The organism is Flavobacterium sp. MFBS3-15, assembly GCF_026107645.2.
GTDB lineage: Bacteria > Bacteroidota > Bacteroidia > Flavobacteriales > Flavobacteriaceae > Flavobacterium.
In genome coordinates this window covers 92,840-117,650 of the sequence record NZ_JAPCHV010000017.1, presented here as the reverse complement: position 1 = coordinate 117,650, position 24,811 = coordinate 92,840, and the positions used below count along the sequence as shown (strand labels likewise).

The 24,811-nt window shown below is 45.5% G+C and carries 20 protein-coding genes; 5 read left to right on the top strand and 15 right to left on the bottom strand.

The features are described 5' to 3' along the window. Positions 1-369: 369 nt before the first annotated feature. Positions 370-540: a hypothetical protein gene (locus OGH69_RS14970; RefSeq protein WP_265175295.1), complete on the top strand. Its 171-nt coding sequence runs from the start codon at positions 370-372 to the stop codon at positions 538-540. A 193-nt stretch (positions 541-733) separates the two neighbouring features. Here the strand turns inward: OGH69_RS14970 and OGH69_RS14965 are convergent, their stop codons facing one another. From OGH69_RS14965 to OGH69_RS14915, 11 genes are all read right to left on the bottom strand, one after another. After that, entirely contained in the window at positions 734-1,162 is a 429-nt protein-coding gene (locus OGH69_RS14965) for a protease complex subunit PrcB family protein (protein ID WP_265175294.1), read from the bottom strand. Between the two features lie 262 nt (positions 1,163-1,424). Continuing rightward, positions 1,425-2,558, bottom strand: coding sequence for an N-acetyl-alpha-D-glucosaminyl L-malate synthase BshA (gene bshA, locus OGH69_RS14960; RefSeq protein WP_265175293.1), 1,134 nt, complete (start codon positions 2,556-2,558; stop codon positions 1,425-1,427). A gap of 264 nt (positions 2,559-2,822) precedes the next feature. Further along, on the bottom strand, positions 2,823-3,266 hold the full coding sequence (locus tag OGH69_RS14955) for a DUF1801 domain-containing protein (RefSeq protein ID WP_265175292.1): 444 nt from the start codon (positions 3,264-3,266) through the stop codon (positions 2,823-2,825). A 162-nt stretch (positions 3,267-3,428) separates the two neighbouring features. Beyond that, a complete protein-coding gene (locus OGH69_RS14950; protein ID WP_265175291.1) occupies positions 3,429-6,338 on the bottom strand; it encodes a serine hydrolase domain-containing protein in 2,910 nt (969 codons plus the stop codon). 85 nt (positions 6,339-6,423) lie between these two features. After that, a complete protein-coding gene (locus OGH69_RS14945; protein ID WP_265175290.1) occupies positions 6,424-6,906 on the bottom strand; it encodes an ABC transporter ATPase in 483 nt (160 codons plus the stop codon). 12 nt (positions 6,907-6,918) lie between these two features. Beyond that, positions 6,919-7,710 (bottom strand): (Fe-S)-binding protein, encoded by a 792-nt coding sequence (locus OGH69_RS14940; RefSeq protein WP_265175289.1) that lies wholly within the window; start codon positions 7,708-7,710, stop codon positions 6,919-6,921. A 6-nt stretch (positions 7,711-7,716) separates the two neighbouring features. Beyond that, positions 7,717-8,169 carry an LNS2 domain-containing protein gene (locus tag OGH69_RS14935; protein ID WP_265175288.1) on the bottom strand — a complete coding sequence of 151 codons (453 nt, stop codon included), beginning with the start codon at positions 8,167-8,169 and terminating at the stop codon, positions 7,717-7,719. Beyond that, a complete protein-coding gene (locus OGH69_RS14930; protein WP_265175287.1) occupies positions 8,169-9,500 on the bottom strand; it encodes a 4Fe-4S dicluster domain-containing protein in 1,332 nt (443 codons plus the stop codon). Before OGH69_RS14930 ends, OGH69_RS14935 begins: the two co-directional genes overlap by 1 nt. A gap of 30 nt (positions 9,501-9,530) precedes the next feature. Beyond that, entirely contained in the window at positions 9,531-10,481 is a 951-nt protein-coding gene (locus OGH69_RS14925; protein ID WP_265175286.1) for an MlaD family protein, read from the bottom strand. Positions 10,482-10,559: 78 nt separating this feature from the next. Beyond that, the gene (locus OGH69_RS14920; RefSeq protein ID WP_265175285.1) at positions 10,560-11,648 is read right to left on the bottom strand and encodes an N-acetylmuramoyl-L-alanine amidase family protein; all 1,089 of its coding nucleotides are present in this window, start codon (positions 11,646-11,648) and stop codon (positions 10,560-10,562) included. 175 nt (positions 11,649-11,823) lie between these two features. Then, the gene (locus OGH69_RS14915; protein WP_265175284.1) at positions 11,824-12,906 is read right to left on the bottom strand and encodes an N-acetylmuramoyl-L-alanine amidase family protein; all 1,083 of its coding nucleotides are present in this window, start codon (positions 12,904-12,906) and stop codon (positions 11,824-11,826) included. Between the two features lie 158 nt (positions 12,907-13,064). Between OGH69_RS14915 and OGH69_RS14910 the strand changes: the two genes are divergently transcribed. From OGH69_RS14910 to OGH69_RS14895, 4 genes are all read left to right on the top strand, one after another. Then, positions 13,065-15,686: a putative LPS assembly protein LptD gene (locus tag OGH69_RS14910; protein WP_372339341.1), complete on the top strand. Its 2,622-nt coding sequence runs from the start codon at positions 13,065-13,067 to the stop codon at positions 15,684-15,686. Between the two features lie 100 nt (positions 15,687-15,786). Then, positions 15,787-16,239: a hypothetical protein gene (locus OGH69_RS14905; protein WP_265175282.1), complete on the top strand. Its 453-nt coding sequence runs from the start codon at positions 15,787-15,789 to the stop codon at positions 16,237-16,239. 32 nt (positions 16,240-16,271) lie between these two features. After that, a complete protein-coding gene (locus tag OGH69_RS14900; RefSeq protein WP_265175281.1) occupies positions 16,272-16,607 on the top strand; it encodes a hypothetical protein in 336 nt (111 codons plus the stop codon). Beyond that, entirely contained in the window at positions 16,604-16,984 is a 381-nt protein-coding gene (locus OGH69_RS14895; RefSeq protein WP_265175280.1) for a RidA family protein, read from the top strand. The genes OGH69_RS14900 and OGH69_RS14895 overlap by 4 nt, the downstream gene beginning before the upstream one ends. A gap of 66 nt (positions 16,985-17,050) precedes the next feature. On the opposite strand, the gene OGH69_RS14890 is transcribed toward OGH69_RS14895, so the two are convergent. From OGH69_RS14890 to OGH69_RS14875, 4 genes are all read right to left on the bottom strand, one after another. Continuing rightward, a complete protein-coding gene (locus OGH69_RS14890; RefSeq protein ID WP_265175279.1) occupies positions 17,051-17,899 on the bottom strand; it encodes an N-acetylglucosamine kinase in 849 nt (282 codons plus the stop codon). Positions 17,900-18,037: 138 nt separating this feature from the next. Then, positions 18,038-19,039 (bottom strand): type I glyceraldehyde-3-phosphate dehydrogenase, encoded by a 1,002-nt coding sequence (gene gap / locus OGH69_RS14885; RefSeq protein WP_265175278.1) that lies wholly within the window; start codon positions 19,037-19,039, stop codon positions 18,038-18,040. Positions 19,040-19,072: 33 nt separating this feature from the next. Next, entirely contained in the window at positions 19,073-20,059 is a 987-nt protein-coding gene (pfkA, locus tag OGH69_RS14880) for a 6-phosphofructokinase (protein ID WP_265175277.1), read from the bottom strand. A 223-nt stretch (positions 20,060-20,282) separates the two neighbouring features. Then, the gene (locus tag OGH69_RS14875) at positions 20,283-24,743 is read right to left on the bottom strand and encodes a translocation/assembly module TamB domain-containing protein (protein ID WP_265175276.1); all 4,461 of its coding nucleotides are present in this window, start codon (positions 24,741-24,743) and stop codon (positions 20,283-20,285) included. Positions 24,744-24,811 lie beyond the last annotated feature (68 nt).

Below are 24,811 nucleotides of genomic sequence, written 5' to 3'. Positions count from 1 at the left end.
ACAGGATAAAGTCAAACTAATATCTTTTAAAAAGAAAAAGTTCAGACAACTTGAAAATGTCTGAACTTTTATCAAATTTGTATAATCAAAAAATAGTCAACCTATTTTAGGACTAGTCAAATTGATGAAAAAGGGACTACATACTTTTTTAAAATTCAAAACATTGAAAAATCAAATTCATGCCTGTCAATTCATAAAGATGATTTCAGGCCGGAATTTATCGGAATTAGGCCTGATGATATAATTGAAATTCAAGCTGGTGAATTTGAAAACACTTTTCATAAAAATATAAGGCCGCAATATGACAGGGGATTTTTCAGCCTGGCATCGGCCAAAGATACCTTTTTTTCGCCTGAATGGTCACAGTTAATGAAGCGGCTCGAGTCACAAAAGGATGTTACATGGGCATGGCAGCTCCGTAAAATGACCCGGGAGGAAAAGGTAGTTTTAGACTATAAAAAATCAGGAAAAAAGTACGACCCAAAGGCCATCCCATGGGATACCACAACCATAATCCTTCCAAAAGTATGGAAAAAATAAAAGGTTGGCTACGGTTTCATTTAGCTCCGCAGAACCACTTGGTTAGGTTACGAGCGGAGGCACGGAGTGAGAAATCTCAGATAATTGCGGAAATATGTTGAGATTTCCCGACTCCACTGCGTTACGCTCGAAATGACACGGTAAACAACCTATTCTGACTGTCTAAAAAATCGAACCATCCAATATCCAAAATCTACTCCACGATCACCTTCTCCGTTTTAGGGATCAGGGCAATGCAATAGGGAAAGGTAAGCGCCATCGTCGCCATGCCGGAGGGTGATGTCTCAAGTACCCTGATGGTCGCAACATTATTCTCGATAGTGATGCTCTTCACACCGATGCTGTAGCCGCCGGAATTCTTCTGCCCCATGAACAGCGCTACGATGTTGTTCTTTTCAAAGTCTACTGATGGCACGTCGCTCCAGCCCAGTTCCTTGTAAAGGCCGGTTAACTGGCTTTGCGAAGTGATGACCATGGTCGACTCGTTGTCGCGCCCGCCGTAGGCTTCCTGTTTCAGGATTTCGAAAGTGATGGCGTTGTCCACAGCAATGTGGTTTACTACGTTGATCTTACAGGCGGCAAGCGCCAGCGCCAGTACTGCAAGGGTAAAAAATTTCTTCATGTGTGTCGTTTTTAATGATTGTTGCGAGGAACAATACAAATGCGGTGCCAGAAATTTTCTGGTTAAAATACTTAACTCATTTTAAAACGAAAACATCTATGTGAAACCTAAAATACAGTTCTTTACGACTCCCCTCTCCTTTGGAGTGGGGTTGGGGGTGAGGTCCGCGTGAGCGATCGAAGCGGCATCCCCGCAGCGCAGTGGAGGGATATAGCGTAGAGCGCGACGGCGGAGGTACGGAGCCGGCACGCCCAAAAAAATATTACTTATGCATCTTCAGCGCCTTTTCATACAGCCTTTCATACATCGGCATGATGTTCTGGATATCGAATTCCTGCGCCACTTTCAGGGCATTCTGCTTGAATTCCAAAAGTACATTATCGTCTTTAAGTATTGAGATCGCCTTTTCGGCCATGTACTGCACATCGCCCACATTGCCGAGGTAGCCCGAGTAGCCGTCGCGGTTCACCTCGGGAAGGCCACCGGTATTGGTTGAAATAACCGGTACGCCGCTCGACATGGCTTCCAGTGCCGCAAGGCCGAAACTCTCGGTTTCCGACGGCAGCAGGAACAGGTCGCTAAAGCACAAGATCTCACTGATCTCGTTGCTGTTCCCGAAGAAGATCACCTTATCGCTTATGCCCAGTTCCTGGCACAGCTGCTCGGCACGCGGCCTCTCCGGGCCGTCGCCTACCATCATCAGTTTAGACGGTATCTCCTTTTGTATTTCGTTGAAAATCTTAATGATGTCCGGTATGCGCTTCACCTTTCGGAAGTTGCTGATGTGCGTTACGATCTTCTGCTTTTCGGTAGCCATCATGGAGCGGTGGCAATCGGAGTTCTTGTCAATCTTATTCTTGTCGATCTCAATGAAGTTGGGTATCACATAAATATCGCGTTTGATATCGAACAGCCTGTAGGTCTCGTCTTTCAGGTCCTGCGAAACGGAGGTCACAATATCGGAATGGTTGATGCTGAAGCTCACCGCCGGCTTGTAGAACGGGTGGTTGCCCACGAGGGTGATGTCGGTACCGTGCAGGGTGGTTACCATGGGTATGCGTATGCCCTGCTCCTTGAGCATTTTCTTAGCCATGTAGCCTGCATAGGCATGGGGGATGGCATAATGCACATGCAGCAGCTCGATGCCGTGTAGCTTTACCATGTCGACCAGCTTGCTCGACAGCGCCAGCTCGTAGGGCTGGTAGTGGAAAAGAGGGTATTCGGGGACGTGTACTTCGTGGTAAAATATATTGGGGTTCAGCAATGCCAGTCGCACGGGCTGGCTGTAGGTTATAAAGTGTACCTCATGCCCGCGGCGTGCGAGTTCCAGCCCCAGCTCGGTGGCTACAACCCCGCTCCCGCCAAAGGTTGGGTAGCATACTATTGCGATTTTCATAAATGACGGTAAATAAAGTAACGAAATTACAGAAAAAAAGCGGGCGAATTAGCGCAATAGTACGAATTAACGTAATAATTATCATTACATTTAGAATGGGTTGGAATGTGGCCGGGCATCCTATTTCAGGTGAGGACGGCTGGTTGGCAGCAAAAAAATAGGGCAATACCCAAATATCACCCTAAAATTATCCTTAAAATTACAGGACTTATACCCTAAAATACCCCAACAGGGGATCTGAAATCCTCCGGTTATACCCCAAAATCACCCTTTTAGGTTCTTTTCGTACAAATTGATCCAATCTTCCATGGTCATTTTCGAAACCAGTTCGCCTATAAGGCCAAAAGGGATTGCCTCCGGCTTTTTAAAACGGATGCAGCTTTTGCCCATGTCGAGCTTGGTCTTTACGTGTTTTGGGTACTCGGCAGTAAACCAGTCAAGCAGGTCCTTGCTCGCATAAATGCCCATGTGGTATACAGCGATGAAGTTCTTTTGGGAGGCAATGCTGAGGAAAGGCAGCGGCAGCTTTGGGTCGCAGTGGTAGCCCGGCGCATAAGCCGAATGCGGCACTACCCAGCCTATCATCCCATAACTGATCCGTTCATCAAAACCCCCGGGCAGGTTCGCATTGATCACCTCCCTAAGCTTTTGCATGGCTATCTTCCTATCCTCCGGAAGCGCCTCCATATAGTCGTTAACTGTAATCATCCTGAATGGATTATTTTTTATTTTCTATTGATTATTGCCTATTTACCCCCCCCCCCGTAGGGAGATGCCCACTCTAAAGAGGTTAGACCCCTTCAGGGTCGCCTGCCTGCATGACATACCCGAGTGAAGCTCAATCTGAAATCTACAATCTGAAATCTGAAATTACTCAATGATTGCCTCCTGTATCACCTTTTGTATGTCCTCCCTGATATTCTCTTTAGACAGGCGGTTCTCCCCTGCTTCGGGGTAAGTCCTGTTAGAAAGGAATATGTATACAATACCTGTTTCGGGATCGGCCCAGGCCATGGTACCCGTAAATCCGGTATGCCCAAAGCTTGCTTTTGATACGCAACCGCATGTCGGGCCGGGGTTGTTGCCTATCTGCGGCTTGTCAAAACCAAGGCCGCGACGGTTGCCCTGCTTGCAGGCATGGCAGGTATTGAAGGTTTCAAAAGTTTTGGCAGAGAAATACTGCTTCCCGCCGTAGTTGCCCTCCTGCAGGTACATCTGCATGATCTTGGCAACGTCCATGGCGTTAGAAAAAAGCCCCGCGTGGCCGGCAATACCATCCTGCATGGCAGCCGCCATGTCGTGCACGTAACCCTGTATGGTCTGGTAGCGGAAATAGTTGTCAATCTCCGTAGGCGGAATTACCGACATATCAAATTTGTGCAACGGGTTATAGGTGGTAAAAGCAGCACCCAACGGCTTGAAGAACTGCTCGTCGCTAAGCACATCTATATTCTTACCGGTGTGCTTCTCAAGAAACTCCTTTAATAGTATGAACGAAAAGTCGCTGTACTTGTACTCTTTCTTTTTCAGCAGCTTGCTCCCGGCAATTTTTGCGATGATGGTGTCAGGGTAATCCCTCCTCAAATACAGGTTTTCAGCTACCTGGTGCGGGAAATCATAGCTATAGCTTTTGCGGTAGTACATGGTGTCGGGGTGCTTACCTGCATCAAGTGTTTCCTGGTAAAAAGGCATCCATGCCTGAAACCTTGCCTGGTGAAGCAGCATATCTTTAAGCTGTATCTTCTTTTTATCCGTTTTAGCAAATACAGGCAACATGTCGCCCAGCTTATCCTCCAGCTTTACCTCGCCTTTATCATACAGTTGCATGATATTGGGCAGTGTCGAAAGCACTTTTGTAAGCGATGCCACATCGTAAATATCGGAATTCTTTACCTTACTTGTATTATCATATGTATGGTAGCCAAAAGATTTTTGATACACTACCTTACCCTTTCGTGCTACCAGCACCTGCAATCCCGGTGTCATTTTCTCGTCAATAGCTTTTTTCGCCAACAGGTCGATTTTGGCAAGCACTTTCGAGCTCATCCCTGCATTCTCCGGCGTGGTGAAACCAAGGCGGTTAGTAGCGCGTGTCATGATGCCGTGGTTTACCCTGAATGCCGTGCCTATCGACACCGGCAGCCTGCCTTTAGCGCCAAGTGCACCAAATACAATCTCTGCGGCGACGGTTTGCGACATGGTGTTATTTTGGTAAGCCATTATAATACCCTCAATATTGGTATGATCTTTTATGGCAGACATGGCATACGGCTTGGCAAAAACCGTAAGGATCACTTTTTTATTCTTAGCGATGGTATCCAGCCAAACCAGTTCCTTTGCCGAAAAATCGTGCTTTTTCCACGCGCCGTCGGCTTTGTGGTAGCCCACTATTACTGTCGAATATTCCTTCAGCCTGTTTGTAAGCAGGTGGAGGCTGTCTTCCTTAACTTCAGTAACATCAGCATACTTCTGCAGTGTACCTAGGTAACCTGTATGATCGTCATCGCCCATTTTTACAAAGGCAATCTTCTCATTTTCCAATGCCATTATTGGTACGATCTCCTGCTCGTTCTTCAATACTGTCACCGCATTCTCGTACAGTTGGTAGTTCAGGTCGTCATACTCATGCCCGTTCAGTTCCTGATAAAGATTGTTCAGGTTTATCGGATTGTATTTGTTCAGCCCTCCCCTGTACTTGTATGCCAGTATTTTTTTCACCGAATGCTGCAGCCTTTCCTCAGACAGCACACCGTTTGTATAGGCTTTCCTGAATTTCTCGATTGCAACCGGTACATTTTCTGCAAAGAGCAACACATCATTCCCGGCAAGGAATGCTTCAAGGTCTACATCGCCTGGCGCCATGTAGCCGCTTGCGCCTTTCATATTAAGGGCATCGGTAAAAATAAGCCCTTTAAAGCCCATTTCCTTCTTCACTATATTGGTTACAACATTGTAAGACAGGGATGTAGGGTAATTAGGCGTAGGCTCAATGCTCGGCACGTTCAGGTGCGCGACCATGATGCTTGACATGCCTTCGGCAAATAATTTTTTATAAGGGTAAAATTCAATATCCTCCAGCCTCTCCCTTGTAAACGGGAGGTATGGAAGCGATGTATGCGAGTCGGTGCCCGTATCGCCATGGCCGGGAAAGTGCTTGCCCGTAGCGAAAACACCCTCGCTTTGTATGCCCCGCGTAAGAGCCAGCGCCCTGTCGGTCACATTGATTTTATCTTCGCCAAAAGAACGGTTCCCGATGATAGGATTGGCAGGGTTGATATTAATGTCGAGTACGGGTGCAAAGTTAAAATGAATACCCATTCTACGAGCCTGTATGGCCATTTGCTGCCCTTGTTTTTCAATAAGTTTCATGTCCTGAACAGCGCCCAGGGTCATGTTCCACGGATAACGGTAAGTGGAGTCGAGCCTCATGCTGAGGCCCCATTCGGCATCAATGCCAATGAAGAGCGGCACTTTCGCCTCTGCCTGGTAGCGGTTGGTAAGCCTCGCCTGGCGTACCGGCCCGCCCTGGAAAAAAATGAGGCCACCCACCTTGTAATCCTTAACCAACTTATCAATACCCTTAACGTGTGCAGAGTCTTTGTTGGAATATGCAGCAATCATGAACAGCTGTCCTACCCTTTCGTCAAACGAAAGGCTATTATACACGCTGTCAACCCATTTTTGCTCGCCTGCATTCGCGTAATCTTCAAACCCAACTGTCTTCTGTGCCGATGCCAATGCCGCGACAAAAAGGAAAACTAAAACCAAATATATCTTCAAAACTCCTTTGTTTTTTTAAATGATAAAATCATCATTACCTTACATAATGATGATTCCTTATTTTGTCTCGGTTATGCCGCCTTTTTTAAAAAAAACGGCTGTGCCAGCTCTCGCCTGCGGGCACCTCCCAATATTCTTCCCATTCCCCTACGGTGTTCACCAGATTATTAAAAACTATCGTATTAGCTGAAACCGACTTTTCTTTTGCCATTTTCTTAAAGTCGATGAGAGGCTTGTAAGCAATGTGCTCGCCGTTCTTAAATGTCACATTCATCTTATCCAGCAGGTCTACACCATACTTCTGTTCCAGCGACTGAATGAAATGCACCGATGCGTCTATAGAACAACCCGTAGCCGCCTGTGCTGACTGATTAATGGCAATAATGATAAACCTGTTATATTTGAGCTGGTACGAAGCCTCAAGCCCCGCGCCGTGTGCCGTCCATTCCTCAAGGAAATTTTTTAAGGCAATCTCTATTTCGGCCATCTCCTCATCGGAAAATTTCCTGTTCGACTGGTAAATCCAAATCCTGGACTCCTCAGGCAGTGTATCAAATGGAACGTACATAATCTCTTTTTCTTATAAATCCTTTGCATTGGCGATTAGTTCCGCCACATCCATAACTTTAATGTCGTGCTCCCTGTTCTTGGCTTTAACACCATCGGTAAGCATCGTATTGCAAAACGGACATCCCGCTGCAATGATTTCAGGCTGTGTTTCCAGGGCATCTTCTGTCCTTTCCACATTTACATCCTTATCGCCTTTTTCGGGCTCTTTAAACATCTGTGCACCACCTGCACCACAACAAAGGCCATTGGCACGCGAGCGTTTCATTTCTACCAGCTCGGCATCCAGCTTTTGCATAAGGTCGCGGGGTGCTTCGTAAATGTTATTGGCCCTGCCCAGGTAACAAGGGTCGTGAAACGTAATCTTTTTGCCCTTAAACTGGCCGCCTTCTATCGTAAGCCTGCCGTCGTCCAGCAGCGATTTCAGGAACTGGGTATGGTGCACCACTTCATAAGTACCGCCAAGCCCCGGGTATTCATTTTTAATGGTGTTGAAGCAGTGCGGGCAGGCCGTTACTATCTTCTTTACCTCATAAGCGTTCAGCACTTCAATGTTAGTCATCGCCTGCATTTGGAACAGGAACTCATTGCCAGCCCTTTTTGCAGGGTCACCGGTACAGCTTTCCTCAGTTCCGAGTACAGCAAACGGCACATTGGCACGGTTAAGTATACGCACGAATGCCTTTGTTATTTTCTTGGCCCTGTCATCAAAGCTGCCTGAGCACCCCACCCAGAACAATACTTCCGGCTGTTGCCCGGCAGCCATCATTTCGGCCATTGTAGGAACTTTCAAATCCTGACTCATATCTTACTAATCTTCGTCGTGTTTTCCGTCATCAAATACCTGAATGGTAACTTCTTTTTCTATCAGGTCTGTAAATTTCCCCCTGTAGCGCGTAGCTTTCACCAGGTGGTTGTCTATCCAGTGGTAGTTGCCCCCGCGCGGCTTGCCCATTACCATGCCATGGTATTTAAAGCCATGCCTGTTGAGCCATTCTTCGGTAATTTCCCTGTGTGCCTCGGTACGGGAGGTAAAAAAGTAAATGATATGCCCTTCGTCATACCACCTGTTCAGCGTTTCAAGAGCATCCGGATAAAGTTCGGCAGTAACCATCCTTTCCGGTTCCTCATTGGGAATATCGTCACATATAGTCCCATCAATGTCAATCAGGTAATTCTTAATCTCCGGTGGCAATACCGGGCTAAGGTGTTCGCCGTTCTCGGTAACCTGCTGTAAATTCTTTTCTATATTTTCTGATTTCATTATGCTTCGTCTTTCCAGTTTAACCTGTCCATCTGGCTGTACTGCCATGGCGCGCCATTGTTCTCAATATTCGTCATCATGCCATTCAGTTCCATGGGTGCAGCACTTTGTTCCATTACCAGATACCTCCTCATATCCATGATAATGGATAGCGGGTCGATATTCACCGGGCAGGCCTCCACACAGCCATTGCATGTCGTGCATGCCCATAGCTCTTCCGGGGTAATGTAGTCGTTCAGTAACGACTTTCCGTCGTCCACAAATGTTCCTTTATTTTTATCAATATTTCGCCCAACTTCTTCCAGCCTGTCGCGCGTATCCATCATGATCTTCCTTGGCGAAAGTTTTTTACCGGTCTGGTTGGCCGGACATGACGATGTACACCTTCCGCATTCTGTGCAGGTATAGGCATTCATCAATTGCACCCAGTTCAGGTCCTGAACATCGCTTGCGCCAAATTTTGCAGGTATCTCACCTTCTGCCATCGGCGGTGCTGCGGCAAATGGGTCGGCATTTGGATCCATCATCAGCTTCACTTCATTGGTGACCGATTCGAGGTTTTCAAACTGGCCTTTAGGCTTCAGGTTGGCAAACCACGTATTCGGGAAGGCAAGAAGTATGTGAAGGTGCTTCGAAAAATAAAGATAGTTCATGAAAGCCATGATACCTATGATATGCAGCCACCATGCAATCCTTTCAATGATAATCACAGTATTGATGCTCATCCCCTCAAACAGCGGCGATATAAAGCCTGAAATCGGGAAAGATCCTGCCTGGGCATAGTGATCCGCACCCTGCGATTGCAGGTAGCCGTCTGCCGCATTCATGGTAAGGAACAGCAACATCAGTACGGTTTCAAAATACAGAATGATGTTGGCATCGCTTTTAGGCCAGCCTTTAAGGTCACTATGTACAAAGCGCCACATTTTGATGACGTTCCTGCGTAGCCAAAAAATTACAACAGCTACGATTACGCCAAACGCAAGTATCTCGAAGAAGCCTATCAGGAAGCTGTAAAACCCGCCCATAAAGGAAAAAAGGCGGTGGGTGCCAAATATACCATCGATGATAATTTCAAGCAATTCGATATTGATGATAACAAACCCTACATATACTATTATATGCAAAATGCCCGCGACCGGGCGTTTTACCATTTTCGACTGGCCAAGGGCAATCATGGCCATGTTTGCCCAGCGTTCACCGGGATTGTCGGTCCTGTTGATGTCACGCCCCAATTTTATGTTGCGCACCAGTTTTTTTATATTCAGGGCAAAGTAGCCGAATCCTAAAGCAAGGACTATAACAAAAAGGATATTATCTATATATGCCATACAACAAGGTTGATCGATGTTCCTCAAACACTATTTCTTCTTTGGAGTTTCCTCATAAGGAGTGCCTTTTTTTCCAAAAACGGAGAAATGCACGTAGCGCTTAGGGTTATTTTTCAAATCTGCGAGCAGTTCTTTCAACTCGTTAGAGGCATCCGTAAGGTTATTGTACATGGCTTCATCCTTAAGCAGCTTGCCCAAAGAGCCTTTACCTGACTGTACATCGGCCATCAATTGGTCTACCTGTGCCATGGAATGCTCGAGGCTCCTTATTGCTGATGCAATCTGTTCCGGGTTGATTGAATCTGATACTGCGGCAAAGTTAGCAGAAGTCTTGTTAAGATTTGCCATTGTAGCATCAATATTTGCTTTATTTCCTGAAAGCGTTGCATTAAGGATCTTGGCCGATTTGCTGAATTCCTGCATTGTATTCCTCATTTCAGCAATAGAAATGCGCAGATTTTCCTGTGTTTGCTTATCAACAACATTATTAATGTTATGCAACAGGCTGTCAGCCGTCACCACAGTCGCTTCCACCTTGGTTTGCAATGGTGAAAGTTTTTCACCTACCACGGCCAGCATGCCGGGCTTTAATCCGGCCTTTAGCGTATCACCATCCTCTGCAGGAGCCTGGTTGGTAAGGTCCGGAATAATGGCTATCTGCTTTCCGCCCAATAATCCTGGCTCATACAATGTAGCATAGCTGGATTTTGATATTGGAAAATCAGTTTTCACCTGCATTTCTATCTGCAGCTGCCCTGTGGCATGATCTGTAAATGTGATACCGGTAACCTTGCCTACTACCAGGCCGTTAAGGGTTACCGGAGCTGACGGGGAAAGCCCCTCTACATCTTTATATACCACATAATAGGTTTTGTAAGAATTGAAAAGGTCCCTGCCTTTCAAGAACATATACCCCCAAATAAAAAGGAGTATTGAACCTATCACTAAAATTGCTGTCTTTGCTTCTCTTGTAACTTTCAAAATGGATTATTTTTTAACAAATGTAGGACAAATAAAAATATACAATGTGAATATTATTCTAAAACCGCTATATAATCCTTATATTCTTTTACCATCACGAAATGTCGCTATAAATGCCGAGGTGTAGCCTTTTGCTTTTGCCTCAGACAAAAGCACCTTAGCCTCCTCACGGTCAGTGGCTTCACCGTAAAAATACTTGATTACCGACGCTCCTTTTTCCTTTGTAATGTTATTTAGACCGTTAAAATTTGATGGCACCAGTTCCAGGTCCTTCCCGCTGGCCGCAATCTGTACCCTGTAGCTGTCGCCTTTCGATGCTGCGGCAACAGTAGCAGCAGCAGGCTTCACCGTCTTTTCAACTTCAGCCACTTCCTTTGTCTCGGTTTTGGGTTCACTATAGTCAACAGTGCCCGGCACAAAATATTCCTTTTTATAAGAGAGGATAGCCTTGGCAATGGATTCCGCAAGCTCATCCTGCCCTTCATCCGAATTCAGGTACTCCCCTTCAGGCTTATACGAGAGGAAACCCATCTCTATAAGTATCCCTGGCATTTTTGCATTGTGCAGCACCCAAAAAGGCGCCTGCTTTACACCCCTCTTTTTTCGCTTGAGGTCGTCAGTAAAGCGTTCCTCAACCCTGCTGGCAAGGTCAATGCTTTTATTGAGCAACTCATCATCAGGCTTTATTCCCGCCAGTGTTTCCGGCTTATTCGGGTCAAAACCCTGGTATTTTTCCCTGTCGGATTCGAGTTTTATTACTGAGTTTTCGCGTTTGGCAACCTCAAGATGCGATGCATTTTTGGTAGCGCCCATCACAAAGGCCTCAGTACCGAAGGCCAGCTTTTTAGGCTCACCATTACAATGTAACGACACGAAGACATCAGCGTTGGACCTGTTGGCAATTTCGTGGCGCTCATCCAACTCAACAAACACATCGGATTTGCGCGTATACACTACCTGCACGCCTTCCTTTTCAAGTATTTTACCAACCTTAAGGGCTACATTAAGCACTATGTTTTTTTCAATAAAGCCATGGTAAACAACACCATAGTCCTTGGCACCATGCCCCGGATCGAGTACCACGCGGAATTTAGAATTCCCCTGGGCATATAAGCCGCAGCAGGCCAATAACGTTATAAAAGCCAGTCGTAATTTCATCCCTTTCATTGTCATGTCTTTTTATATCCAAAATACCAAACAGAAACACTGTTTGTGACGCCTGAAACGTAAGGCGTTCTTTTGCAAAAATACCATTAATTAAGCCGTTTCCAAACCAATCAGTGGTTAAGGCATTGCCAAAATTCACTACCTCACTGGCCTACAGCAGGGTAATCCCAAAATTTTAAATCCTCCTGCCGTCTTTAAAAACTACAATGAAAGCCTCCGGGAAACCTTTTGCTTTCGCTTCTGCCAACAGCGCATTGGCCTGGTCTTTGTCAGATGTGTTTCCGTAATAATACTTTATTATCGATTTTCCTTTTTCCTTGGTTATTTCACTAAGCCCTTTAAAATTAGATGGCACCAGGTCAAGATCCCTGCCACTTGCGGCAATCTGTACTTTATAAATCTGCCCTTTAGGGGCCTCGCCTTTAGGGGCTTTTACTTTCGGCTCATCTTTTGCTAATGGCGCAACATAATCAACGTCGCCAGGAACAAAATATTCCTGCCTGTACGCAAGGATTGCCTTAGCGATTGACTCCGCCATTTCATCCTGGCCTGCTTCAGAGTCAAGGTACTGTCCTTCCTGAACATAAGATAAGAAGCCCAACTCAATCAGTATACTTGGCATAGCAGTGCGGTGCAGCACCAAAAAAGGTCCCTGCTTTACACCCCTGTCTTTCCTTTTAAGGTCACCCACAAGCCTGTCCTGAACCATTTTGGCAAGGTGGATGCTCTGGAATGCCGATTGCTCATGCTGCATCATCAGGCCTATAAACGTTTCAGGCTTGTTAGGGTCAAAACCCTCGTATTTTGTCTTGTCTGATTCATAACTTATAACCGAGTTCTCGCGTTTCGCCACCTCAAGGTGCGAGGCGTTCTTTGCAGGACCCATAACCCAGGTTTCGGCGCCGGTAGCCGATTTTTTTGGCTCGGCATTGCAGTGAATGGATACAAAAAGGTTGGCATTGGCTTTGTTGGCAATGCTGCAACGCTCGTCAAGCGGAATAAAAACATCGGTTTTGCGCGTATAACCCGTTTGCACATCCTGCTTTTCAAGTATTTTGCCAATTTTCAGCGCTACGCTAAGCACGACATCTTTTTCTTTTACGCCGTTGTAGGACGCACCCGGATCTTCCCCGCCATGCCCCGGATCGAGCATAACCCGAAACTTAGCATTGCCTTGCGAAAAAGCTGATCCCCAACATACAATAAAAATAAAGAATGCCAGTTTTAATTTAATGTTTGTTGATGTTGCACTACCCATAATCTCCTGTTTTGTTATAATTTCTTTTAACGGTTAATTTTGATAAATTTATTGTAAGTTTGACACTTCAAAAAACAAGCCATATTTTCTCAAAAATAGCATTAATGCGGGTGCGACGAAACTTATTATATATAATTTTATCAGCAATTTTCCTAACAATGGGAACCCATGAAGTTTCTGCACAGGATGACCCCGCAAAAACTACTCCCGCAACCATTGATACCCTGACTGTAATACCTGGCGATCTTACCGTTCTCGATACCGTTAAAAACGACTCCATAAAACCGAAAAAAGCGGGCCTGGACGCCACTATAAAACGCAAAGCAAAGGGCTACGAGAAACTTGACCAAAGGAACAAGACACTGCTGCTGCATGATGAAGCCGAACTGTACTATAAAGATATAGAACTCAAAGCGGGCCAGATTATTATGAAGTATGACCGCGACGAAGTTTTTGCAGGAAGGCTGAAGGACTCATTGGGCAATTATACACAATACCCCTACTTCAAACAGGGAGGCAATGTGGTAGAAGCCGATTCCATCCATTTTAACAGCAAGACCAAAAAGGCACGGGTATGGAATTCACGGTCTGACCAGGGAGAATTCAGGATAAGAGGAGAGCTTACCAAAAAGGAAAACGACTCGGTTTACTATATAAAAGGTGCGCGTTTTACGACATCAAAAGACATCAACAACCCCGAATATTACTTTTTAACCTATAAAGTAAAGTTCGTCCCCGGCGAAAAAGTAGTTGTAGGGCCTACCCAAATGTGGATTGCCGACGTCCCTACGCCACTGGTGCTCCCGTTTGGCTTCTTCCCGATGACCGACAAAGCCGAATCCGGCTTCATAGTACCTACCTTTGGCGACAATTCACGCCAGGGCTACTTCCTGCAAAATGGCGGGTATTACTTTGCCATGAGCGATTATTATGACCTGGCCGTACTGGGTGACTACTATACCAATGGCAGCTATGGCCTGCGTTTCCAGTCGAGCTATGCCCAGCGGTATAAGTTCAATGGTAATGTCAATTTCCGTTACGAGAACAACGTTCAGAGCGAAAGGGGCTTCCCTGACTATGCCCGTTCCACACAATACAACATCCAGTGGTCGCACAACCAGGACGCCAAGGCGAACCCAAACTCAAGGTTCTCCGCCAGCGTCAACCTGGGTTCCAGCCAGTATTACAGGCAGTCGCTCAACATGAATAATATTGGGTCGAGCCTCAACAACACCATGCAGTCGTCGGTTTCTTACTCTAAGACGTTCCAGACGGTGCCGGCGGTAAACCTTTCACTTAGCGCCACCCACAGCCAGAACACCAATACGGAACAGATCAACATGACACTGCCAACCCTGCAGGCAAGTGTTGACAGGGTATTCCCTTTTGCCCCGGCAGACGCACCCAAAAAAGGGCTTATAAAAAATATCAACCTACAATACAACCTCCGCGGAGAAAACAGGATACAAACGTACGACTCGCTGTTTTTCAAGCCGGAAATGTTTCGCGATGCAAAGTCGGGCTTGCAGCATACTATCCCATTGAGCACCAACTTTAAAGTGTTCCGCTACTTCAGCGTTTCTGCAGCAACCAACTACCAGGAGACCTGGGTAATGAATACCATACGCCGGGAGTTTGATGCCGATAGCGCGGCATCGGTTATACAGGATGTAAAAGGCTTTGATTCCTACCGCACGTACAACTTCTCATCGAGCATAGGTACAACCATATATGGTACGTTTCCGTTCGGCGATGATAAAAAAATACAGGCCATACGGCACGTAATCCGACCGTCGGTATCGTACAGCTACTCTCCAAGCTTTGACCAGTACTACGATTATTACCAATATGACGCAGCAGGTACGCTGCGCGAATACACGCGCTTTGAAAGCGGCCTTTTCGGCCAGCCTGGAAAAACATACTCCAGCAGTGTGGGAATAGCGGTAAATAATACCTTTGAAGCCAAAGTGCGCAATGATGATGACGACTCGCCTGATGCCGAGCCGAAGAAGATAATGCTGCTCAACAACCTCAACTTCACGACCAGCTATAACCTGGCCGCCGACTCGCTTGCATGGGCACCGCTTCGAGTTTCTGCCGGTACTAACCTTTTCAAGGACAAGATGAACGTCAACTTCGGCACAACACTCGACCCGTATGCGATTGACAATTCGGGCACACGCATCAACACCTACAACATTGACAACGGCGGAAGCCTGTTCAGGATGACTAGTGCCAACCTGACACTGAATTACTCCATAACCAGCGAAGACGGAAAATCCGGGGATGGCGAGAATAAAGAAAGCCAGACAGCACGCAACGGCGGCCGCGAGGACGACCTCTTCGGCCGTGCAACCGACCTTAGTGACAGCCGGAAGAGCATGTTCGACGAAGAAGAGGACAGTACTAAACCCGACAAGAACGAAGGCGGGTTCTTTAACGCAAAGCTTCCGTGGGACCTGCGCTTTGCCTACTCCCTTACTTATTCGAACAATAAACGGGAGCGGGAGATCATTGGCAATTCCATCATGTTCTCAGGTAATATCGACATTACCCCACGCTGGAAGATGGGCTTCTCTTCGGGTTATGACTTTGTACAAAAAGGCGTTACCTTTACCCAAATGCGTTTTGAACGCGACCTGTTAAGCTGGCGCATGGACTTCAACTGGATACCTATCGGCGACAACACCTCATGGGGCTTTTTCATCGGGATAAAATCATCCGTACTCAGCGACATCAAGTGGGATAAACGCCAGGTACCGGACAGGGTTATCAGGTAGTATGGAGGCGGTATATTCAAAAAGGCATCCTGTCAATTTTTACCTCCAGCTAATACTCCCATTATCCCTCGGTTTTGGTGCAGGCATCTTTTTCATAGTGATGGGAATAACTAAAAAAAATGCTCCCGATGCGAATGGACGCGAAGACATACCAATCCTGTTTGGAGCAATATTCATCTTCATAACGGTTTACTTTATTTACAGATTCATAAAAAATACGCCTTCGATAATCTTAAACGATAATTCCATCGCATTTGGCAATGCGCAATACTTAACAACGGATATTGACACTATAGAATATACCGGAAAGCATGCTTTTAAAGGTTGGAATATAAAACAGGAAGGAATGAAAATTTCTTTCAGGAATGGCGAAAGCCTTTGTATATTTGATAACCTTTATTCCAACGGGCACATTATGAAGCAGCATATCCAATTCATGCTAAACCCGGAAGAAAAATGTTTCAGGCCCATAAAAATTAACAGGGTCGAATCTGAAACCTTTGGGACTTTTGTTACATACAGGGGACTATTACTACTAAATTTCGCATACTGATAATTTTGAGTCTTATAATTTCCCCTTTATTTATGACAGAAAGAGACAATGAAAAATGGTTAGTAGCGTTCCCTGCGTTTTTTTTCTTGCTGCTTTCATTTTGGTCGTTCAATTATTTTGAACTCAACAGCAAACATTTCAGGATAAAAAACGAGCTTCAATTTTGGAAAACTATAACTTACCGCACTGATGACATTTTGGAAATAGTTATGCAGTCCAATGGCAAGGCACCTGATAACCTTACACTAATATTAAAAGATTTCACATCCCTTACTTATGCCGCTGCAGCATTGAGGAACCGCAACTGGAGAGCACTCCAAACCGCATTGGAAAAACAAAGCATAACCGTTAGAAACACTATAATATGAAAAAAATAATCTTTACCGAAAAAGCGCCTGCACCCATCGGGCCTTACAGCCAGGCTGTTATAGCAGGCAAGATGCTGTATACCTCCGGCCAGATCGCGCTGCACCCTGAAACCGGCGAACTCATTACTTCGGACATTGAGACCGAAACCAAGCAGGTAATGGAAAACATGAAGGCTGTATTGGATGCCGCAGGGACATCCTTTGAAAATGTGATCAAGTCGACCATCTTCATCAGCAACATGGATGATTTTGCAAAAATAAATGGGGTATATGGCAGCTACTTCAACGAAAGCAGCGCACCGGCTCGCGAAACCGTTCAGGTGGCAAAATTGCCTAAAAACGTGAATGTTGAAATATCAATGATAGCGATAGTATAAGTACAACGGATATTCAAAACAAAGGCCTGCATAACGCAGGCCTTTGTTTTGAATATTATTAATCGATTAGTTAAGCTCGTGGTATTCGATAAGCCCATCGATTGGCCTTCTTAATACATTGCCCAGTTTAAGGTGGTTTTTACCTAATACTTCAGCCAGCTCGGCTTTCAGGTAAAATGCTATTGAGCCGACAAAGTGTACAGGCACCTCGTGCGCATTGTCATATTGTGTAATGTAGTTATCTACAAATACCTGCATAGCATCAACAATAAGGCCTTTGATGAACGGCTCCTCACGGTTCTGGATAAGGAACTTCGCAAATGTAGCCAGGTAAGCGTTCGGGTTAGGTTCTTTATAAAGGTTGTGCTTGACCACATCGGCATCAAGGTTGTATTCCGCCTCAAACTGCTTTGCCAGGTGGGCGGGCATTTTATTGAAATAATAAGCACGCACCAGGTCACGTCCGAAACGGTTGCCGCTGCAATCGTCCATGGCGATATAGCCTAATGACTGAACTTTCTGATGCAGTTCCTCTCCGTCAAAATAACTGCAATTAGAACCTGTACCAAGAATACATATTATTGCTTTTTCATTGGCAGGGTTAGTCGCATATGCCGCAGCATAAGTATCTTCCTTAACGCTCACGGTAGCATTCGGGAAGAACTCCTCGAATATCTCCTTCATGAATTTTTTCATCCTGTCGGTACCGCAACCTGCACCGTAAAAATAGAGGCTGGTAACGTCCTTACGGTTGTTGTAGATATCAAAACGGGCTTCCAGCCTTTCAATGGCCTCCTCCTTATTGATAACTTCTGGGCTAAGGCCAAGTGTTTGCGTGGTAAAAAGCCTGTTGCCGTTGTCGTCTAGGGCGATCCAGTCGGCTTTGGTTGCACCACTGTCAACTAATAGTTTCATAATTTTAGTCAGAGTTATTTGGGTTAGTTTGTGTCTGTTATTTTTGGGTTATAGTTGCGCGAAGCTAATGTTAACTCCGTTTATAAAAAACAACAAGTCCCGGCTTCATGCGGAAAACCGGGACAAGTGTTTTAAATATTACAATGATGCGATGTGCACCGAAAGGTCAATAAGCTTGCTTGAATAGCCATACTCATTATCGTACCATGATACGATCTTGAAGAAAGTCGAGTTAAGGCCGATACCTGCTTTAGCATCAACGATGCTGGTCCTTGAATCAGAGATGAAATCCTGAGATACCACATCATCTTCAGTAAACCCAAGGATGCCCTTAAGCTCGTTCTCAGAAGATTTTTTAAGCACAGCCATAATCTCGTCATAGCTGGTTTCTTTTGCCACTTTCACGGTAAGGTCAACCACCGATACGTCAGCTGTAGGTACCCTCATCGACATACCTGTAAGTTTGCCGTTTAGTTCCGGGATAACCTTGCCCACCGCTTTGGCAGCACCTGTACTTGCAGGGATGATGTTAAGCAACGCTGCCCTTCCGCCACGGAAGTCCTTCCTTGATGGGCCGTCAACTGTAAGCTGGGTAGCTGTTGTAGCGTGGATTGTTGTCATGAGGCCTTCTACAATACCGAAATTGTCGTTGATCACTTTAGCAAGCGGCGCAAGACAGTTGGTGGTACATGAAGCGTTCGATACGATTTTGTCAGATGCTGTAGCCTTGTCGTGGTTTACACCCATAACAAACATCGGCGCATCGGCAGACGGTGCAGAGATAACCACTTTTTTAGCCCCGCCTTTAATGTGGGCTTCGGCAGTCTCAAGCGTTGTGAAGATACCTGTACATTCAGCAACTACATCAACCCCTACTTCATCCCATTTAAGGGTTGAAGGGTCTTTTGCCGCAGTTACCCTTATATGCTTACCGTTTACATAAAGCTGGTTGTCCTTCACTTCAACCTCGCCTGCAAAACGGCCGTGTACTGAATCATATTTTAAAAGATAAGCCAGGTGATCTACATCAAGAAGGTCATTTATGGCTACCACTTCAACATTATCCCTGTTGAAAGTTTCGCGGAAAACGATACGGCCGATCCTGCCGAAACCGTTTATTCCTAATTTAACTTTTGTCATTGTAAAAAGATGTTTTTTGGATTTATTTGTATATTAAATAGAAACGATATCTGAAACGCGTATGAGCTCTTTGTCAACCTGCGTTTTGCCTTTTACGGCCTGCTCCAGCGGCGTAAGCACCACTTCGTCTTTTATAAGGCCGACCATGTAATTGGATTTTCCTTCAATCAGCGTCTCAACAGCCTTCACGCCCAGGCGGCTGGCCAGCACCCTGTCAAAGCATGATGGGGATCCTCCGCGCTGCATATGGCCAAGGATGGATACACGCACATCATATTCCGGCATGTTTTCCTCTACATAATCCTTAAGCTCAAAAGCGTTTTTGCCTATCTTATCGCCTTCGGCAATCACCACAATGCTCGATGATTTGCCCGAAGCCTTACTTTTTCTTAATGAATCAAGAAGCCTGTCAAGCCCCATATCCTCTTCAGGAATCAATATCTCTTCCGCACCTGCACCAATACCTGCATTAAGGGCTATATGGCCGGCATCGCGCCCCATAACTTCAATAAAGAAAAGCCTGTTGTGTGAGCTTGCTGTATCCCTTATCTTGTCGATAACCTCAACCACAGTATTAAGCGCAGTATCATACCCAAGGGTAAAGCTGGTACCGAAGATATCGTTGTCAATAGTTCCCGGTATGCCAATCACAGGAAATCCAAATTCCTGGTTGAATAATAACCCTCCTGTGAAGGAACCGTTACCACCAATCACCACAAGCGCATCAACACCCTGCTTAACAAGATTGTCATGTGCCTTTTGGCGGCCTTCAGCTGTCATGAACTCTTTAGACCTGGCGGATTTGAGGATGGTTCCGCCTTTGTTAATAATATTATTTACCGCACGGGGGCCCATTTCTTTAAAATCCCCTTCGATCATTCCCTGATAACCCCTGTAGATACCCATACACTCTATGTTATGAAAAGCGCAGGTACGCACAACAGCCCTGATGGCGGCATTCATTCCCGGAGAGTCACCACCGGATGTAAGCACGCCTATTTTTTTTACATTAATTGACATTTTTCAGTATTTGATTGTAAAATTAATAATTTTATATTAATTATTTATTTGAATATACATTCTATTATCAAATACGCAACATTTCAAACGTTTTCGTTAATAAGTTTTTTTGATACATCTGTTAATAAAAACAAAAAATAAATGTTTATTCGCAAAATAAGGCAGTATTTTTTTATGTATGCAAAAAAAATAAAGGTTTTTATTTAAAGAATCATAATTCCGATTAATCGGTTTCAGGAATGCGTTGCGGATGGCTGTCCTGCGCAGGCTCCTGTTTCTTCCTTCGGCTCTCATCAAATTTGAGCCATTCGGGTGCGAGTTCAGAGTCGGGCGTATCGCTGTCATCGCTCGTCTGCACTTCCTGCTCCTCCTCTTTCCTGCCGAATAATTTACGCATCAGCTCCCCAAAGGTATCAAAATCCACTTCGTACTGAAGGCCAAGTCCCTGCGTATAATTGATGCCTTCACCAAGGAAATTAATATCGTTTTCACGGTTAAAGGCACGTCCCTTTAATGTACCGTCATCATTCAGGCGGTACTGCAATTCAAAGTTGCCCACCACGGCAGCATCGGTTACGCCGTTTACAGGTACCCCTAACTGGCCGTTTATCGTTATCCTGTCATTGATCTGCGACGACACCGTAACCCCCACCTGCGAATTGGTCTCCACATACGGGTTCCTGTCGGCCTGTACATAATTCAGGGACACATTGAACTTGCTGTCCTCTTCAGAAAACAGGTCGCCAAACAGGCTGCTCGCCCTTTCAAACAGGCTTCCATATACTGCATTGTTGGTGTTATTCGGGCTTATGAAGCTGCCTGTAGACAACAGCGCCAATGCCTGTGTCTGCCTCATGTCCATGTCGCTGAGCCTGTATTCCAGGTCGGCCTTCAGAACAGAACTAACGCCCGGAAAGCCAATGGTAAAGTCCGGCTCAGGCGCTGTAAGGTTACCGGTAAGCACGATGGCCACTTCGGTATCGATCGGCCTGCTGAAGGTGGGTGCCTCCAATAATACTGAAGGATTGGCCTTGGTCCTGTATACCGCTTCAAGGTTAAGCCTCGCACGCGTTGGGTCGCCTTCCCAATTGATTGATCCGCCCGGTTTTACAACAAATTTTTTATCAAGCAGCCCTGCATACTTAAAGTTATACAAACCATTAACCACACTAAAGTCGCCAAACATATTAAACTTACCCAGGGTATTGATATCCAAAAGAAGTGTGCCATATCCCGTTGCTGTCAGGCTGTGACCGGTATTTTTATCGATGATCACCTCGAGTTTGGCATCTGGGGTTACATCAAGGTCAAATTTCATCTCCAGGCCTTTCACGGTTTTGGTTTCCTTTATGATCCCTTTGAGCCTGTCTTCCTTCTCTTTAGGGCTAAGGAAATGGATAAAGGCAGCAGTGCTTCCGGATGCTCCAGTATTGTTTATGGGTATCTTTATGTCGGTACCCTCTACCGATTTGGCCTGTACCTCAATGAACAGGCCGGTAGCAGGCCCGGTTATGGTCGCTTCCCCGTCAATAAAGGCTGTACCATAATACATGGCATCATCAGAATCCTCAGTATCAAGCACCAGGATCTTATCGGATTCCAGCTTTAGGTCAAGCCCCCAATCCTTAAACAGCGTATGTTCAACACTGCCATTCAGCCTCGCCCTGGTATTGTACTTCGTATCTGTCAATTCAATATTCCTGAAAAATATGATTTCCTCAGTGAGGTCAATTACAGCATTTTGCTCAAAGTTATAATCTGTATTAAGATAACCAACCCTTAGCCCTGCATCCTTAAGGTACAGCCTTCCGTCTATTTCGGGATTCTTCACATTTCCCACTATAGCAGCGCGCCCGGAGGCCCGGCCCCGTATCTCAGGGAATACTGATTTAAGGAATACCGCCAATGGGCCAATGTCGAAATTGGTAAATATGGCGTCCAGCGAGAGCAGCGTCTGTTTATCTACAATTTCAATATTACCCATCGTGGAGAAGGTTTCCTCATCATTGCGGGACAATGTAGTATTGACGTTAAATTTCCGGAATGACCTGTCTCCCGTCACCTGCAGGCTCATGTCGCCTAAGAGGAACTTGTTAAGACGCAGGCTGTCGATGGTTATTGATGATGCCGGCTCAAACTCCTGCTTATCCTGCTTCAGGCTTACACCGCCGTTTACACGTCCGCCAAAGCTAAGGCTGTCAATATCCGGTGTTATCTTATGCAGGTCAACATCATTAAATGTCAGCTTAAGGTCTTTATAATCCTTGCCTTTCAGGATTCCCATAAGCTCTACCATCTGGTCGTTGTGGGACATCGTAATCTTATCGATAGAGAAGTCTGTCAGCTTTTTATTGAACACGATCTTGTTATCAGTGGTATTGTTCTCATTGATATACCACATGTAATCCTTGAAGTTGATTTCAGAACGCTTGAAGCCAACAACCGAGTTATTATTTTCATCAATCGTATGGTACAGGTCAAGGTTATAAAAATCTTTACCCAGATTGCCGCCTTTAAATTCCGAACGCAGGTAAAGCGTATCATTCTGTGTAACGTTTATGAGGCTGAAATCGGATATTTTATAATTCTTCATCCTAACGCTGTCCATGGCTATATAGGCGTTGTAGAGCGGATTCTTGTTATTTACATCTATTGAAATGTTACTGAAAACATTATCATATGCGGTAATGTTCGGCGAATCGAATGCCAATACAAACTCACCTTTATCAGCATTGATGCGGCCGCTTAGTTTTGTGTTTGTCCCCACCACCACATCGGGCAGGGCAATCTCCACAATCTTATTATAAATCTTCAGGTCAAACTCCATAAACTGGCCCTTTTTAACCTTGTGCGGCGAATAGTTGGTATACAGGCTGCCCAGGGCATTTTCCACAAGCCTGGCCACTTCTTTCGTATCGTACTTACCGCGTACACTGCCTTCAATAATATCCTTAGAGTTGAACGTTATGGTCCTGACGTTTTCTTCATCAAAAACCGATTCAATGAAAAAATCTTCAAAATAGTAACTGTCCCGGCTATTTTGATAGGATAGCCTTGATATCTGGAGCGTGCCCGCAATGTCATTCAGGTTGCTGCCCGTAGCATCCAGCATCAGGTCGCCCTTAAAGATGGATAAGGTATCGTTCTTTATGATATTGAGCATTTTCAGGTCGGCATAGTCTATCTGTGCGTGGAAGTCGAAACTGTTGCGTCTTTTACTCATATCAATCGAACCGTCAAAACCCATCAGCAGGTTGGGGTCATTGCTGTTTACACTCCCTTTAAAGTAAGGCCATTTCAGCCTGCCGTCAACGGTAACGTTGGTATAATTGTAATTGTTGAGGGCAAGCCTTGATATTTCTCCCTTTACAGTAGTATTCAATGACTCCTTATTGAATCCCTTGCCGTTAATATCCAGGTGCATCGTAGCGGTACCCAGCATTTTTTCACCTGCCAGGATGCCCAGGTTAAAATTATTCAGGTCAATGGTCCCTTTGTAGGCAGCGATATTTTTTTGGTTAAAATCTTTTATTTCAAGGTCGGCTTCAGCTTCACCCAGTTCTGACATTACATACAGGTCGGTGGTAAGGTCTTTTTTAGTAAGTATCACTTTACCTACCATATCCACACGCCCAAACTTTTCCAGCATCTCCGGAAGGCTCCTGCCCAATATCCTCGGCATGATGCCCCGAAGGTTGGCATAAGTAGATGTTACACGGTCAAAATCGCCATTCATGTAAAAACCCGGCCCAGCCTTGTCGAACAGGTGGCGGAAGTTCACCGTACCGATGATTTCGGACTGCTCATTATCCAGCAGCTTCAGGTCATGGAGCACAAAATTATTCATGGGGCCGGTGAGCCTTGTGGAGAGGTAGTATTTTTGGTTTTTGCCGAATTCGTTATAAAACAGGTTGAGCTCATTCGACGACACTGTGGCCCTGTCAACATTGAAATCAAACTTTACACGGTTCACAAAATCCTTCATGTCATCTTTGCCATAGGTTAGCGTAACCGCACCCTTCAGCGCCGACTCGCTGGTTACCAGTTCCAGCTTATCCAGCTTCATCTGTGTTTTGGTATAGGTAAAACCGCCTTTCAGGTTTTTTACAAACAACTGCCTGTGGTCGAGCAATGATAGTTTTTGTATATTGGCCGTTATGTCGCTCCCTTTAATAAAAAAGTCCTCCAGCTCGCCATTCAGCTTCTGGAAGTCAAGGATACGGGGCGTTACGGCATTTTCGTTGGTCAGGCGGTACCGGCCATTGGTTACCACAAGGTCGCCCACACGCATGCGAAATTTCCCGGAGCCCGGCTTACCGTTGTCAAAAGCTTTTACAAAATGGTCAAGGTTCGATGATTTCTCGCCCTTGTAGGTCTTCATGTGGAAGTTGAGGCGCTCTGCTTTTAGCGTGCCAAAACGCAGGTCGCTGTTGGTTACAGCACGAAAATTAAGTATGTTGGTCTGTACCCTGTCGGCAGAAATGAGCGTATCGTTATGGTGGTCCTGCACTAAAACTCCTTTAAGCTTAACGCCGCCAAAAATAGAGATGGCTATCTTGTCGATTTGTATGTTGGTACCAAAGTCCTTGTTTAGCGTATCGGTTGCGTAATGTGCTATTTTTGTTTGGACAAAAGGAAGGGACAAAGCAATGCCCAGAAGTAGCAGCAACAGGACAATGCCCATTAGTGTGCGAACAAGTATTTTTTTAAGTTTTTTGATACTCCCTAATTGTTTAAATTTGCCTTCTCAAA

What these genes read in the sequence shown, in the direction of transcription:
- OGH69_RS14970 (WP_265175295.1), top strand. Translation starts at nt 370, where the DNA reads ATGAAGCGGCTCGAGTCACAAAAGGATGTTACATGGGCATGGCAGCTC.
- OGH69_RS14965 (WP_265175294.1), bottom strand. Translation starts at nt 1,162, where the DNA reads ATGAAGAAATTTTTTACCCTTGCAGTACTGGCGCTGGCGCTTGCCGCC.
- bshA (WP_265175293.1), bottom strand. Translation starts at nt 2,558, where the DNA reads ATGAAAATCGCAATAGTATGCTACCCAACCTTTGGCGGGAGCGGGGTT.
- OGH69_RS14955 (WP_265175292.1), bottom strand. Translation starts at nt 3,266, where the DNA reads ATGATTACAGTTAACGACTATATGGAGGCGCTTCCGGAGGATAGGAAG.
- OGH69_RS14945 (WP_265175290.1), bottom strand. Translation starts at nt 6,906, where the DNA reads ATGTACGTTCCATTTGATACACTGCCTGAGGAGTCCAGGATTTGGATT.
- OGH69_RS14940 (WP_265175289.1), bottom strand. Translation starts at nt 7,710, where the DNA reads ATGAGTCAGGATTTGAAAGTTCCTACAATGGCCGAAATGATGGCTGCC.
- OGH69_RS14935 (WP_265175288.1), bottom strand. Translation starts at nt 8,169, where the DNA reads ATGAAATCAGAAAATATAGAAAAGAATTTACAGCAGGTTACCGAGAAC.
- OGH69_RS14930 (WP_265175287.1), bottom strand. Translation starts at nt 9,500, where the DNA reads ATGGCATATATAGATAATATCCTTTTTGTTATAGTCCTTGCTTTAGGA.
- OGH69_RS14920 (WP_265175285.1), bottom strand. Translation starts at nt 11,648, where the DNA reads ATGAAAGGGATGAAATTACGACTGGCTTTTATAACGTTATTGGCCTGC.
- OGH69_RS14915 (WP_265175284.1), bottom strand. Translation starts at nt 12,906, where the DNA reads ATGGGTAGTGCAACATCAACAAACATTAAATTAAAACTGGCATTCTTT.
- OGH69_RS14910 (WP_372339341.1), top strand. Translation starts at nt 13,065, where the DNA reads ATGGGAACCCATGAAGTTTCTGCACAGGATGACCCCGCAAAAACTACT.
- OGH69_RS14905 (WP_265175282.1), top strand. Translation starts at nt 15,787, where the DNA reads ATGGGAATAACTAAAAAAAATGCTCCCGATGCGAATGGACGCGAAGAC.
- OGH69_RS14900 (WP_265175281.1), top strand. Translation starts at nt 16,272, where the DNA reads ATGACAGAAAGAGACAATGAAAAATGGTTAGTAGCGTTCCCTGCGTTT.
- OGH69_RS14895 (WP_265175280.1), top strand. Translation starts at nt 16,604, where the DNA reads ATGAAAAAAATAATCTTTACCGAAAAAGCGCCTGCACCCATCGGGCCT.
- OGH69_RS14890 (WP_265175279.1), bottom strand. Translation starts at nt 17,899, where the DNA reads ATGAAACTATTAGTTGACAGTGGTGCAACCAAAGCCGACTGGATCGCC.
- gap (WP_265175278.1), bottom strand. Translation starts at nt 19,039, where the DNA reads ATGACAAAAGTTAAATTAGGAATAAACGGTTTCGGCAGGATCGGCCGT.
- pfkA (WP_265175277.1), bottom strand. Translation starts at nt 20,059, where the DNA reads ATGTCAATTAATGTAAAAAAAATAGGCGTGCTTACATCCGGTGGTGAC.
- OGH69_RS14875 (WP_265175276.1), bottom strand. Translation starts at nt 24,743, where the DNA reads ATGGGCATTGTCCTGTTGCTGCTACTTCTGGGCATTGCTTTGTCCCTT.